This is a genomic window from Moorena bouillonii PNG (assembly GCF_001942495.1).
Lineage (GTDB): Bacteria > Cyanobacteriota > Cyanobacteriia > Cyanobacteriales > Coleofasciculaceae > Moorena > Moorena bouillonii.
Map to the genome: position 1 here is coordinate 5414800 of NZ_MKZS01000001.1, position 14047 is coordinate 5428846.

The 14047-nt window shown below is 44.9% G+C and carries 10 protein-coding genes; 4 read left to right on the forward strand and 6 right to left on the reverse strand.

Features of this window, described 5'->3' with window-relative positions; genetic code table 11:
- Window positions 1-27: 27 nt before the first annotated feature.
- Together BJP37_RS22015 and BJP37_RS22020 are read left to right on the forward strand one after the other, a co-directional pair.
- Window positions 28-1080 (forward strand): mevalonate kinase family protein, encoded by a 1053-nt coding sequence (locus BJP37_RS22015; RefSeq protein ID WP_075901969.1) that lies wholly within the window; start codon window positions 28-30, stop codon window positions 1078-1080.
- A complete protein-coding gene (locus BJP37_RS22020; protein ID WP_075901971.1) occupies window positions 1067-1951 on the forward strand; it encodes a UTP--glucose-1-phosphate uridylyltransferase in 885 nt (294 codons plus the stop codon). Before BJP37_RS22015 ends, BJP37_RS22020 begins: the two co-directional genes overlap by 14 nt.
- A 34-nt stretch (window positions 1952-1985) precedes the next feature.
- Here the strand turns inward: BJP37_RS22020 and msrB are convergent, their stop codons facing one another.
- Window positions 1986-2384, reverse strand: a complete 399-nt coding sequence (msrB, locus tag BJP37_RS22025; protein WP_075901973.1) for a peptide-methionine (R)-S-oxide reductase MsrB — start codon at window positions 2382-2384, stop codon at window positions 1986-1988.
- A 266-nt stretch (window positions 2385-2650) separates the two neighbouring features.
- A complete protein-coding gene (gene radC, locus BJP37_RS22030) occupies window positions 2651-3382 on the reverse strand; it encodes a RadC family protein (RefSeq protein WP_070394266.1) in 732 nt (243 codons plus the stop codon).
- A gap of 591 nt (window positions 3383-3973) precedes the next feature.
- Between radC and BJP37_RS37150 the strand changes: the two genes are divergently transcribed.
- Entirely contained in the window at window positions 3974-7078 is a 3105-nt protein-coding gene (locus BJP37_RS37150; RefSeq protein ID WP_075901975.1) for an FG-GAP-like repeat-containing protein, read from the forward strand.
- A gap of 1 nt (window position 7079) precedes the next feature.
- Here BJP37_RS37150 and BJP37_RS22040 read toward each other — a convergent pair whose 3' ends face one another.
- From BJP37_RS22040 to BJP37_RS22055, 4 genes are all read right to left on the reverse strand, one after another.
- Window positions 7080-7484 (reverse strand): hypothetical protein, encoded by a 405-nt coding sequence (locus BJP37_RS22040; RefSeq protein WP_075901976.1) that lies wholly within the window; start codon window positions 7482-7484, stop codon window positions 7080-7082.
- Window positions 7485-7510: 26 nt separating this feature from the next.
- On the reverse strand, window positions 7511-8512 hold the full coding sequence (secF, locus tag BJP37_RS22045; protein ID WP_075901978.1) for a protein translocase subunit SecF: 1002 nt from the start codon (window positions 8510-8512) through the stop codon (window positions 7511-7513).
- Window positions 8513-8828: 316 nt separating this feature from the next.
- Window positions 8829-10223, reverse strand: coding sequence for a protein translocase subunit SecD (gene secD / locus BJP37_RS22050; protein WP_075901980.1), 1395 nt, complete (start codon window positions 10221-10223; stop codon window positions 8829-8831).
- A 219-nt stretch (window positions 10224-10442) separates the two neighbouring features.
- Complete coding sequence (locus BJP37_RS22055) at window positions 10443-11426, reverse strand: alpha-ketoacid dehydrogenase subunit beta (RefSeq protein WP_075901982.1); 984 nt, start codon at window positions 11424-11426, stop codon at window positions 10443-10445.
- A gap of 406 nt (window positions 11427-11832) precedes the next feature.
- Here BJP37_RS22055 and dnaK point away from each other — a divergent pair, with 406 nt between their 5' ends.
- Complete coding sequence (dnaK, locus tag BJP37_RS22060) at window positions 11833-13848, forward strand: molecular chaperone DnaK (RefSeq protein WP_075901984.1); 2016 nt, start codon at window positions 11833-11835, stop codon at window positions 13846-13848.
- Window positions 13849-14047 lie beyond the last annotated feature (199 nt).

Consider the following 14047-nt stretch of genomic DNA (forward strand, 5'->3'; position numbering starts at 1 on the left):
AAGACTGCGTTTGCATTTAACTGAGTAATGAAACTGTTTGTCCCAGGTCGCCTTTGTCTATTTGGGGAACATAGTGATTGGGCAGGAGGCTATCGCTGCCTAAATCCCCAGCTGGAAAAGGGCTACACCTTAATCACCGGAACCAATCAGGGAATTTATGCTCTGGTCTTATCTCATCCGACCGAGCTGATTATTCGTACTTCCCTGAGGGTGGGTAAACCCACTGTTTCTATTAGTGTACCAATGGAAAGGAGTGCTCTGCTCGCTGTTGCTAAAAAAGGCGGTTTTTTTAGTTATGCTGCTGGGGTTGCCTACCAGTGTCTCTGTCGCTATCCTGTCGGTGGAATTGAAATCGATAATTACCGCACTGACTTACCGATCAAGAAAGGGCTATCCTCAAGTGCCGCAATTTCCGTCCTAGTTGCCCGCAGCTTCAATCTCCTGTATGACTTAAACATGAGCCTCCAAGAGGAAATGGAGTTAGCCTATCTAGGGGAAACCACCACCCCTTCCCAATGTGGTCGGATGGATTTCGCCTGTGCTTATGGCAATCGACCAATCATGATGATGTTTGATGGTGATCACACCGATATTACTGAACTCAAGGTACCTCGGAATCTATTTTTTGTAATTGTAGACCTCGGTGCCAGTAAAAATACCCAGGAAATACTCGGTAAACTGAATCAGTGCTATCCATTCGCCAGTAACGAAATACAACAAAATGTTCAGCACTATCTTGGTTCAATCAGTTCTAAAATTACTCAGGAGGCAGTTGAGGCTCTGGAAAGGGGTGATGCTGAACGGATTGGTGCTTTGATGAACCAGGCACAAGCTGAATTCGACCGCTATCTTATCCCTGCTTGCCCTGAGCAATTAACTGCTGGAGTGTTGCACCAAATCCTGAATTATGAACCAATTCAACCTTATATCCTAGGGGGAAAGGGAGTTGGCTCTCAAGGGGATGGCAGTGCACAATTTATTGTTAAAGACAAGGAAACTCAACAAAAGTTAATTAAAATTATTGAGCGTGATTTTCCCCAAATGGAATCTTTGGCGTTAACGATTTATGCAGACCAATAACGTTCGCAAAGCTGTAATTCCCGCAGCGGGTTTTGGTACCCGTTTGTTTCCAGCCACCAAAGTGGTAAAAAAAGAGTTATTTCCGATTATTGACCGGGATGGTAGGGCGAAACCAGTGATCATGGCGATTGTGGAAGAAGCGGTCAATGCTGGGATAGAAGAAGTGGGGATTGTGGTTCAAAAAAGCGATCGCAAACATTTTGAAGAATTGTTTAAGTCCCCCCCCAAACCCGAACTCTTCGATAAACTCTCTCCAGAAAACCAAGCATACAGCCAATATTTACAGGATTTAGGCCAGAGAATTACGTTTCTGATTCAAGAGGAGCAAGAAGGCTATGGTCATGCTGTATTTTGTGCCAAAGAATGGGTAAATGATCAGCCTTTTCTATTGTTGCTGGGGGATCATGTTTACGCTTCTGACCATGAAAATTCCTGTGCTAGTCAAGTTCTAAACGTTTATAACCAGGTTGATCAGAGCGTTGTTGCCTTGACCTTAATGCCAGGAGAGATTATTCATAAAGCCGGTTGTGTGACTGGGATTTGGGAAGAGTCAGAATCACGGTTGCGTGTGACAGAGCTTTATGAAAAGCCTACTCTTGAGTATGCGCGAGCCCATCTCCATATGGAAGGAATGGCAGCGGATCAGTTCTTAGCGGTATTTGGTATGTATGTACTTAAGCCGAAAATTTTTGACTATCTTGAAGACCACATCAACCACAATATCCGTGAAAAAGGCGAATTTCAGCTCACATCCTGTCTTGATAAATTGCGACAAGAAGAGGGCATAACCGGTTATCTAGTTAAAGGCAAGTATTTTGATACCGGAATGCCCCAGTTTTATCGACAGACCATAATTGATTTTCCCAATTAAACTCAGGAGACTTGATCTGATTAATCCTATGTTTTTAATCCTGTTTCTCGAAACTAAGGGAAGCAGAATTCATACAGTAGCGTAAGCCTGTTGGTTGTGGTCCATCGCTAAACACGTGACCTAGGTGAGCGTCACAGACAGCACACAACACTTCTGTCCTGCGCATAAATAGGCTGTTATCGGGTTCCTCCTTTACATTCTCTTCTTTGATAGGTGCGTAAAAACTAGGCCAACCTGTCCCAGAATCATATTTGGTATCGGAGTTAAATAGCTCTGTGCCGCAACAGATACATTTGTAGATACCCTTCTCCTTATTGTTCCAGTATTCTCCAGTGAAGGCTCTTTCCGTTCCCTTCTGTCTGGTGACTTTATACTGTTCCGGTGTTAGCTGCTCTTTCCACTGTGCTTCAGTCTTTTGGACTTTACTAACCATGGCTGAATCCTTGTAATAGTTTTTTGTTGATAGGTGGGAGGTGATAGATCACCAATAGGGTGATCGGGTCTTTTGTAAAGAAAAGACACGTTTTGATACTTAACTTAACATTTTCTGGCACACAGGAGATGGGAAGTTTGGGGCGTGTGGGAAGTTTGGGGCGTTTGGGAAGATGGCCAGGGTTTGATTAAGGGTAATTATTCGGGAATTATTCCGGTATGAGATGAATGCTTAGGGAACCCTTCCGTTTCTACCACAGCTAAACGTCAATCCTCCTGGGGATACTCATCCCACAGTTTGGTTACTTGTCGTATGCTCTGGTAATTACCATTGCCAACAATCAAGTGATCCAATACCGGAATACATAAGAGTTGACCTACCTGTAATAACCGTTCCGTTAGAGTAATATCTTGAAAACTTGGGTCAACACTGCCAGTGGGATGATTGTGAGCCACAATTACCTGTGTTGCTCCCTGACGCAGCACTTCTCGGAAAATATCCCGGGGATTAGCAATGGTTTCTGTTGCGGTACCAACAGTAATAATCTGAGTACCTAACAAATGATTCTTAACATCCAGTAGCAACACAGCAAATCTTTCATGATTTTGCCACATTAAGTCATGACTCAAAGATGCTGCTGCTGAAGCTGGACTATCAATGATTACACCTTCTGTTGGTCGAGACAGAAATGCCCGTTTTCCCAGCTCCACTGCTGCTAAAATCGTTGTGGCTTTCGCTAGTCCAACACCATGAATTTGGGTCAATTCTTGAGCTTTAATATTCCGCAACACAGCCATTGGGTCTCGTTGGTCTTTGGCAAGTTCCTGTAAAATTAATTGTCCCAAACCCATGGCAGAAAGCTTTCCTTTCCCTTGACCTGTACCTAAAAGAATTGCTAGCAGTTCCGCTGTCGCTAGATTTTTAGCTCCTAGAGCAACTAATCGCTCACGAGGACGTTCACTGATGGGAATATCAGCAATTCTCAGGCAATATGTCATAGATGTACACTGACTAAGACTGAAGGGATTTATTTTTAGTTATCCCGTTTTGACCTAAGAAAGCTAGATTCCATTGGCAATATCCTGATTATCCCAATAATCGAGATGGGGAGATGGGGAGATGGGGAGATGGGGAGATGGGGAGATGGGGAGATGGAGAAATTAGGTGTAAACAAACACAGATGACTAGCACAATTTCATAATACTGTCGTGCCAAATTGGCAATTTTGCAAAATCTTTACATAACTGATTTTATTTAGTGCATAAGTATTTGAATAAAACCATGAAGGTTGAGTGGTGGATTGTCTAGGAAGGTTATCCCTTGAGTAGCGGACTTTTCAGCAACAGCAATTAGCTAGCAACAAGGAAAAATCCATAAATTCTAATTATATTGACTGACTTAATACCTCAAACGGCGTAGTAGCTATGTTACAGTAATTAATTATTTACCATCAACATATAAAGATTTATGCTAGACTGCCTCAGAATTAAGTAAAATTTTGATAAATTTATCACAATCCTCGTCCCAATCACTAGGATTAACTGAGATGATGGCAAATCGAAAGCATATAGACATCTACCAACTTAACTATGTCAAATCAAGTATTTAATCTTTCAAACCTTAACGGGAGAATTGGGTTCTCTATTAATGGTGTTACATTAGGTGACCGGTCCGGTTTCTCAGTCAGCAGTGCTGGAGATATCAACGGTGATGGCAATCTTGATCTGATTATTGGAGCCCCTGGGGCTGATCCCAATGGCCTTTTTTCAGGTAAAAGCTATGTTGTTTTCGGTGGTCCAGATGTGGGTGCTAGTGGTAGCATCGAACTCGCTGACATCGAATCACCTGACCCAGCAGAGCCTAGTAAGGGTTTCGTGATTGGCGGTCTTAATTCAACTGGATTCTTAGGCTTTTCGGTTAGCAGTGGTGGAGATATCAATGGTGATGGTACGAGTGACCTATTGGTAAGTGCTCCTGGTGCTGGGCCCAACAACAATGGTGTTAGCTATGTAATATTTGGCAGTTCTACTATTGGCTCTACTGGTAGCGTCGATCTGTCATCTGCCTTTGCTATCAATGGTGACGATCCTGCAGAATTTTCTGGTCATTCCATCAGCTTAGGGGATGTTAACGGCGATGGTAAGGATGACATCTTGATTGGTGCTCCTCATGCCTTGTTGCCTATTTCTTCTCCCGGTCTTAATCCTGGCAAGGCTTATGTGGTATTTGGGGGCACACAAGCTTCTGGCGGTAGCCTAGACCTCTCCACTCTGGACCTGGACGGCGATAATGGCTTCGTCCTCACCAGTAGTGTTGCAGGAAACTTGGCAGGTTTCTCAGTAACTAGTCTTGGGGATATCAATGGTGATCTGATTAAAGACTTTGCTATCGGTGCTCCTGGTAGTGATTCTCCTCTGACTGACAACAGTTCTGCTGGCAAGACTTATGTAGTGTTCGGTGGTTCAGGTGTCGGTGCCACTGGAACCCTAGATCTTTCCTCCATACCCTCTGACCCGACAACTGGCTTCGTCATTGATGGTATTGATGAAGGTTCCAGCCTTGATCTCGGTGACAGGGCAGGCTGGTCTGTGAGTGATGCTGGGGATGTCAATGGTGATGGTGTTAGTGACTTAATCATTGGGGCTCCCTTTGTTGATGCCGGTGACCAGACTAATGTTGGTGAGGCTTACGTAGTGTTTGGCGGCACAGATGTTGCTGCTACAGGAAACTTAGACCTTGCCAGCCTGGACGGTACCAACGGCTTTGCGATCACAGGGATTGAAGCGAATGGTCTCCTGGGCTCGTCAGTTAGTTATGCTGGGGATCTCAACCAAGATGGGTATGCTGATGTTGCCATTGGAGCTGAAGGTGCAGGCAAAGTTTATGTGCTGTTCGGCAGTGAAGAATTGGGAGCTACTGGCAGTGTAGATCTTTCTACATTAGACGGTGAAAATGGCTTAGTTATCGAAGGTACTGACTCCCTAGGCTTCTCAGTAAGTGAAGCAAAAGATGTTAATAGTGATAGCATTGATGACCTAGTTATTGGCGCACCTGGTCTTGAGCTTAGTACAGCCAATGGCAGCACCCCAGGGACTAGCTATGTCCTATTCGGTAATGTTGCTCCAGTCATAGACCTCAATGGTGTATCGCCAGTTACCGATCCTGTTACTGACCCAGTTACTGATACTGACCCAGTTACTGATCCTGTTACTGACCCAGTTACTGATACTGACCCAGTTACTGACCCAGTTACTGACCCAGTTACCGATCCTGTTACTGACCCAGTTACTGATACTGACCCAGTTACCGATCCTGTTACTGACCCAGTTACTGATACTGACCCAGTTACCGATCCTGTTACTGACCCAGTTACTGATACTGACCCAGTTACCGATCCTGTTACTGACCCAGTTACTGATACTGACCCAGTTACCGATCCTGTTACTGACCCAGTTACTGATACTGACCCAGTTACCGATCCTGTTACTGACCCAGTTACTGATACTGACCCAGTTACTGATACTGACCCAGTTACTGATACTGACCCAGTTACTGATACTGACCCAGTTACTGATCCTGTTACTGATCCTGTTACCGATCCTGTTACCGATCCTGTTACTGACCCAGCTCCCCAGCCAGTTCTTGCAGCTACTGAGGGAATTCCAGCTGCTGCCCCAGCTATTGCAGATACCGACGGCATTGATGCTACTGTCACATTTACAGGTAATCAGCTGGCACTGTTCCCAGGTGGCAACTTGACTCTGAGTGATGCTAATAACACTACTCTGGTTGGCGCAACAGTAACAATTGCTAATCTGCTGAATCCCGGACAGGAAGAGCTGACTGTTGACAACACTGATACCCTGATAGCGGTTAGCTTCGATGCTGACAATGGTATCCTTACCTTAGATGGGGTAGATACCATCCAAAATTACCAGCAAGTCCTCAACACCCTAGAGTATGAAAACACATCTGGTGTGATTGATGCCCCTGGTCGCATTATCCAGTTTGTGGTTGATGATGGTTTAGCTTTCAACAACGTCAGTGAGGTAGCTACTCTGATTGCTATCCAAGATAATGACTCGACGGTAATTGGTACTTTCCAGGATGATACCTTGCTTGGAGGTAATGGCAACGATAGCCTAGAAGGGAGCTCAGGCAATGACTTACTCGACGGTGGAGCCGGAAATGATACCCTGGTTGGAGGAGATAACTCAGACACCTTGCACGGTGGTGACGGTGATGACGTCCTTGATGGTGGGACTAATGAAGACTTCCTGGATGGTGGAGCTGGTAATGATAACTTGTCTGGGGGAGAAAACTCAGACACCTTGATCGGTGGTGAGGGTAATGACTCCTTGTTTGGTGGTAACAGTGATGATACCTTAGAAGGCGGATTAGGGGCTGATATCTTATCTGGCGGAGGCGGCTCTGACACCTACGTCTTGAGCCCTGGTGAGGGAACAGATACTGTGTTTAGTTTTGAAGATGGAATCGATCTGTTCGAGTTAGGTGGAGGTCTGACCTTTGATGACCTGGTAATTGGTAATAACCTAGGCGCGACTACTATTAGTATTGCTGACCCTGCTAGTATTACTGGCACTGGCGAAGTCTTAGCACAGGTGTTCGGGATATCGACGACTCAGCTGACAGCGGCTGATTTTATTGTTGTTGAGGATATAGTCGTGGGTTAATTCAAGAGTCGCACACCCACTTCCAGAGTGGGTGTGTTGGACCTTGCTGACAAATCCGTTGTACTTGTTGCTCCAGGCGTTTCTGTTCTAAGGGTGGTAATCCAAATAAAATATTGCGACTTTGCCAAACTAAGACGGCTAAGGTTGTGCCAATACAGATAGCCAGACCTATTGCAGGCAAATGGTTGTAGATAATGCTATACCGGAGTGCTGCCCAGGTAAAATGCGATCGCATCAGGGAAATTTCATACTGCCAAGCCCACAGGCTTAATGGAGCAACAGTTATCCAGAGAATGCCTACGAAAATCCACCTACCATAAACAGTTAATTGATGTAATCGTTTTACCCTGGCCTGAACGATTGGGTCAAGGGTAATTTTTCTTCTTGGGCTATCTGGCTGCTCCATAATTAGAAGACTATTGAAAATTAGAACTAAACTTCATCAGAAAATTCTGCTTCAATCACTGAAGTACCCTCCTTTTCTGGATTAACTGCAACCTCGACTACAGACTTAGCTTTACCAGTGCGCTCTCTCCACCAAGCTAACAGGGTACTGGCAATAAAAATACTGGAGTAAGACCCTGCTGTAAAACCAATAATTAGTGCTAAGGCAAAGAATTTTAGGGTTTCTCCCCCGAATAGCAAGATTGCTAACAGGGGTAGCAAGGTAGTTAAGGTAGTATTGATGGAGCGGGTTAAGGTTTGATTAACAGCATCTTCTACAATTTGATTGATATGTTGACCTGGCTTGAGTTTAATGACTTCTCGCACCCGGTCGTAAATCACCACAGTATCATTAACAGAAAAACCAATAATTGTCAATAGGGCAACCACAAATAAGGTATCGACTTCTACCCCTAGCACTAAACCTAGGATAGAGAAAAGACCAATAGCGATTAAGACATCGTGGAACAGGGCAACGAAAGCGAATAGGCCATAGTCAAACTCGAATCGGAAGGTAAGGTAGACAAAAATGCCCACAAAGGCCATAAACAAAGCGATTAAGCCAGAAATAAACAGTTGCCTGCCCAAGGTGGGACCAACGGTGTCAATCTGAGTAGATTTGGGATCGAAAACACCAAGACGCTCGGTTAGAGCAGTTTGCAACTGGGTGCGTTGTTCAACATCTAATGTTTTAGTCCGAATTGTCAGGGCTTGTTTTTCTTCCCCTAGTATTTGGATACTGCTATTGCCAAGACTTTGTGCTGTCATGACGTCTCGCACCAAGGCCAAATCGATGGGTTGGTCGCAGTTTCCGGGTTGAGTACAGTCTCTCTCTAGCTGTAGGCGGGTACCACCAACAAAATCGAGACCTAACCTTAAAGGGGCTCCTAGTTGGATAAAAGAAATCACCATGGCAATGATACCGACCGTAATCAGGGCGGTTGAGATGCTCCACCAAAGCGATCGCGTTTTAATTACATTAAGTTTCATATTGACTTTTTTATTGATAAATCCTTATTTAGCAAAGGGAGTAGGGAGTAGGGAGTAGGGAATAAAATTATCACAATTAATTTAATTTAGGATTGCTATAAATTAATTGTGAATGATGAATTATGAAATGGGTTTGTTGATGGAACCTGAGCCTGGTCAACTAAACCTTTTCTCCACAAAGTTATCGACAACTAGGATGAAGGATTAAATAGATTTTTTAGTTGACCAGGATCGAGTTCAACTAAACCCTTTCTCCATAACTAATAATTACACTTCCTACTTCATAGTTCCTACTTCATAGTTCGTAATTTCTAAACTATTGGGTTGGTAAATTCGGGCAGAATAGTTCTGGTTTCTGACGTACTCCTGGAAGTCCTAAAACTGCCACTAGCATCAGGGTGCGACTACAGGTAAGGGCGGTAAACATACTGATTCCTACCCCAATGCCTAGGGTTACGGCAAAGCCTTTGACTAGACCTGAGCCTAGCCAAAACAGTACTGCACAGGCGATTAATGTGGTCACATTTGCATCCAAAATACTAGAAAAGGCTCGGTAAAACCCGGACTCTACTGAGCGATACAAGGTCTTACCAGCACGTAATTCTTCCCGTGTCCGCTCAAAAATCAGCACATTAGCATCAACTGCCATACCGATACTAAGGATAAAACCAGCAATTCCGGGTAGGGTTAAGGTAACACCTAATAAGGCAAATGCTGCGATGGTAATTAAAGCGTAGATACTCAGAGCAATATTAGCAATGATGCCAGGCAGTCGGTAATAGAACACCATAAAGATTAATACTAAAATCAGACCAACTACAGCAGCATAGATACTACGTTGAATACTATCTCGTCCTAAGGTTGCCCCTACGGTGCGATTCTCCACGATTTCCACTGGCAAAGGTAAGGAACCTCCCCGCAGCTGGGCAGCAAATTCATAGGCACTTTGGGTATCAAAGTTACCGGTAATCACTGCTGCACCACCACTGATGCCATTTTCAGCATATTGCGCTGCCACACTCGGAGCACTAATTAGTAAATTGTCGAGGAAAATACCAATGCTGCGTCCTGTACCGGCAATGTTCTTGGTCAGCTCGGCAAACTTTTGAGCTCCCTCACTATCAAATCGGATAGCCACTTCCCAAGCACCACCAGTTTGAAGAGGTTGGGGACGAGCATCTTGGAGGTTTTTGCCAGTCAGACCAGTGCTTTCAAATAGTTCAAGGATGGCTTGGTTACTACGATTGATAGCAGCTTGATTTTCTGCGATCGCATCTCCATCACCATTGTTGCGCAATACCTCTTGGTTTAATTGTAGTTCTTCTAGCACTTGCTGTTCAACCCGCAGCTGTGCCTCTGTACCAATGTTTTGCTTGAGAAAATCCAGCTGTGCTGTTCCCCCTAGTACCCGTTCCGCTTGTTGCGGGTCATTGACACCAGGTAGCTGTACCAAAAGCTGGTCTTTGCCAACGGTTTGGACTACCGACTCAGAAACCCCTAGGGCATTGACTCGACCTTCTATAACGGTTTTCACTGCGTCTAATTGGTCAGCCGTGATTTCCGTAATCTCTTCGGTAGTGTTAATCTGAATTGTGAGTTGAGCCCCTCCCTGCAAGTCCAGTCCTAACCGGATTGGAAATTGCACCAGTACTATAATTGCTGTAATTACAAGTACTATGATTAAGGCTAATAGTGAACGCTGTTTTTGCATGACTACGACCCGCCGCAACAAATGCTATGATAATCTGTTTTGGCGAGCCTAGTAACTGAGAAAGTTTAAAGTCTAAAGTCTAAAGTCTGAAAGCTGGAGATTTAAGTATTCCATGGATTGGTTACTTAGCAATCGGAATCTTTGTAACCTCCAGCATCTACATAATCAGTAACGCCCCCTGCATGGCTAATGCCTAAGCTTTATTTGCCAAGCTTTAAATTAAATCCGCAAAGCCACCATCTTTTTCACACCCTCGACAATCTGATGGGGTTGGACAATGGTGAGATTTTCCAGAACCCCGTTGTAGGGAGTGGGAATATCTTGGGATGAAAGCCGAAGCACTGGCGCATCGAGTTCATCAAACCAGCGCTCGTTAATCGATGCTGTTAATTCTGCCCCAATACCACCGGTTTTCATGCACTCTTCTACAATAATGACTCGGTGGGTTTTGGCTAGTGAAGCACCAATGGTTTCAAAGTCTAGAGGCTTTAGGGAAATCAGGTCAATCACCTCAGGATCATACCCCTCTTTTTCCAGCTGCTTAGCCGCTTGTATGGCGTGGTGACGCATCCGGGAGTAGGTAAGAATGGTAACATCCTTACCAGGGCGTACAACTTCAGCTTTATCAAGGGGTACCAAGTACTCCTGTTCTGGCAGATTTTCTTTCAGATTGTAGAGCAGGACGTGTTCAAAGAACAATACTGGGTTATCATCTCGAATGGCAGATTTTAGCAACCCTTTTCCATTGTAGGGGGTGGAGCAAGCAACGATTTTGAGACCGGGAACTGCCTGAAAGTAGGCTTCTAGACGCTGGGAGTGCTCGGCCCCTAACTGACGTCCGACACCACCAGGACCTCTAACCACCATCGGGATTTTAAAATTACCACCAGAGGTATAACGCAGCATCCCGGCATTGTTGGAAATTTGGTTGAATGCCAGGAGTAAAAACCCCATATTCATGCCTTCGACAATTGGTCGTAAACCTGTCATTGCTGCACCCACAGCTAGACCAGTAAAGCTATTTTCGGCAATGGGGGTATCCAGAAGCCGCAAGTCACCGTATTTTTTATACAGATCTTTGGTAACTTTGTAGGAACCACCGTAGTGACCAACATCTTCACCGATTACAAATACTGTCTCATCCCGTGCCATTTCTTCGTCTATGGCTTCACGCAGAGCATTAAAGAATAGTGTTTCTGCCATTAATAATTCAATATAGGGGGCTACTGTGATCGTAGCATTGCCAGAGCCATCGGATAAGGCACAGGGAAGTTTACCAGAGGTAAGTCGGGCAGATGGAAGCCTTAATCAATAGTTTGTTGAAGCTAATTCACTCTATCGTCCCGTTTGCTAACATAATCTCTATTATGATAGGATGCTTATTTTAAAATTCTGCTCAATTTGAGCATAACTCAAGGGATAGAATAGATTCAGCACTTCGGGGCATCCCTTAACATAACTGCAACCGTCAGAGGTCTAGGGTGACTACGCTTCGGAAAACCGAACCACTGGCTATATACAATTTTAATCAAAATATCATCTATATATATAGTAGTTGTAATTCATTGAACGAGTTGACAGCATTCATCTTGAGGAGAATAAAGGACGCATGGGCAAGGTAGTCGGCATTGACCTGGGTACAACAAACTCCGTGGTGGCTGTCATCGAAGGCGGTAAGCCGGTGGTAATTGCTAATGCGGAAGGTATGCGCACAACTCCGTCAATGGTTGGCTTTAGTAAGGATGGGGAAAGGGTTGTAGGACAATTGGCACGCCGCCAAGCTGTGCTTAATCCCCAAAATACTTTCTATGGGGTGAAGCGGTATATTGGACGTAAGTATGCTGAACTGAATCCAGAGTCGAAGCGGGTTGCTTATACTATTCGTCGGGATGAAACTGGTAATGTGAGAATTAAGTGCCCCCGCTTGAAAAAAGACTTTGCCCCAGAGGAAATTTCTGCGATGATCCTGCGGAAGTTGGCGGATGAGGCCAGCCGCTACCTGGGAGAGGAGGTAACAGGGACAGTAATAACAGTCCCGGCTTACTTTAATGATTCTCAACGGCAAGCCACACGAGATGCTGGACGAATTGCTGGGTTAGAGGTTCTGCGGATTCTTAATGAACCAACAGCAGCGTCTTTGGCTTATGGCTTGGATCTAGAGGCAAGCCAAACCATCCTAGTATTTGATTTGGGTGGGGGTACCTTTGATGTCTCCATCCTAGAGGTGGGGGATGGGGTGTGTGAAGTGCTATCAACCAGTGGTGATACTCAACTGGGGGGCAATGATTTTGATCGAAAAATTGTTGACTGGTTGGCAGAGCAATTTTTGGAATCAGAGGGAATTGATCTACGACGCGATCGCCAAGCCCTACAACGGCTGACTGAAGCTGCAGAAAAAGCTAAGATCGAGCTGTCTGGGGTGGGTGTAACTGATATTAATTTGCCCTTTATTACAGCTACAGAAGATGGTCCAAAACACCTAGAAACTAGGCTGAAGCGCTCTCAGTTTGAAGAGCTATGTGTGGATCTAGTTAGTCGTTTGCGCAGACCCCTAAAACGAGCTTTCAAAGATGCTGGCTTAACTCCTATGGACATTGATGAAGTGATCTTGGTAGGAGGGGGAACCCGCACCCCGATGGTACAACAATTGGTGCGCAGCTTAATCGATCGGGAACCGAATCAGAACGTTAATCCTGATGAGGTAGTGGCAGTAGGAGCTGCAATTCAAGGAGGAATTCTCAACAGTGAAGTAAAAGATATCCTATTGCTGGATGTAACCCCGTTGTCCTTGGGTTTGGAAACTATTGGTGGGGTGATGAAAAAGTTAATCCCCCGGAACACGACTATCCCAGTCCGGCGGTCTGATATTTTTTCGACGTCCCAAAATAATCAGACTTTGGTGGAAATCCATGTGCTGCAAGGGGAACGGGATATGGCAACAGATAATAAGTCCTTGGGTCGGTTTAAGTTGACTGGTATTCCCCCAGCACCACGGGGAGTGCCCCAAATTCAGGTGGCTTTTGATATTGATGCCAATGGGATTTTGCAGGTATTGGCACTGGATAAAACTACTGGTCGAGAACAAAGCATTACCATTCAAGGGGCTTCTACCCTGAGTGAGGCGGAAGTCAACAAAATGATTCGTGAGGCAGAAGAATACGCCCAGGTTGACCGGGAACGAAGGGAACGAGTAGAAAAGCGCAATCGGGCAGAAAGTTTGGCTAATGAAGCGGAACGGCAACTGAGGGAGGTAGCTCTAGATTTTGGTAGACAGTTTGCTAGTGGTTATCGGCGTCAGATTGAAGGCTTAATTCAGGAGATGCGTCAATCCGTTGCCCAAAATGATGACCGGGCTATTGATCGGACTCAAGGTGATCTACAAGATGCCCTCTATGAGCTCAAGCGAGAGGTACGGCTGCAATATGAGGAAGAAGAGGATGATGACTTGTTTGGCTCAATTCGTCGTACCTTCACCGGAGATAGTGACAGAGACCGATATTCTGAACGGGATTACCGCCGGGACTCCTATGACTCCTATGGGGCTAGTTCATCGAGATCCACTCGCGATCGCTATCGCAGAAACCCCCTTGAAAATGATTGGGATGAGGATGATGATTGGTTCTAAATTAGTCAGTAGTTAGTTGTTAGTAGTCAGTAGCCATAACTAATTAGCAATTAGTCTTTAAGTAAAAGCGTTCTCGCTCTTCGCTTTAAAAAATACTGACAATTGAGGATTAATCACGAATAGATCAATGCAGCGCCTTAATACGGGGGTTTACCCGATGAGGGAGTGCATCGAGACACTTCATTATTGACTAATGACT

What these genes read in the sequence shown, in the direction of transcription:
- BJP37_RS22015 (WP_075901969.1), top strand. Translation starts at nt 28, where the DNA reads ATGAAACTGTTTGTCCCAGGTCGCCTTTGTCTATTTGGGGAACATAGT.
- BJP37_RS22020 (WP_075901971.1), top strand. Translation starts at nt 1,067, where the DNA reads ATGCAGACCAATAACGTTCGCAAAGCTGTAATTCCCGCAGCGGGTTTT.
- msrB (WP_075901973.1), bottom strand. Translation starts at nt 2,384, where the DNA reads ATGGTTAGTAAAGTCCAAAAGACTGAAGCACAGTGGAAAGAGCAGCTA.
- radC (WP_070394266.1), bottom strand. Translation starts at nt 3,382, where the DNA reads ATGACATATTGCCTGAGAATTGCTGATATTCCCATCAGTGAACGTCCT.
- BJP37_RS37150 (WP_075901975.1), top strand. Translation starts at nt 3,974, where the DNA reads ATGTCAAATCAAGTATTTAATCTTTCAAACCTTAACGGGAGAATTGGG.
- BJP37_RS22040 (WP_075901976.1), bottom strand. Translation starts at nt 7,484, where the DNA reads ATGGAGCAGCCAGATAGCCCAAGAAGAAAAATTACCCTTGACCCAATC.
- secF (WP_075901978.1), bottom strand. Translation starts at nt 8,512, where the DNA reads ATGAAACTTAATGTAATTAAAACGCGATCGCTTTGGTGGAGCATCTCA.
- secD (WP_075901980.1), bottom strand. Translation starts at nt 10,223, where the DNA reads ATGCAAAAACAGCGTTCACTATTAGCCTTAATCATAGTACTTGTAATT.
- BJP37_RS22055 (WP_075901982.1), bottom strand. Translation starts at nt 11,426, where the DNA reads ATGGCAGAAACACTATTCTTTAATGCTCTGCGTGAAGCCATAGACGAA.
- dnaK (WP_075901984.1), top strand. Translation starts at nt 11,833, where the DNA reads ATGGGCAAGGTAGTCGGCATTGACCTGGGTACAACAAACTCCGTGGTG.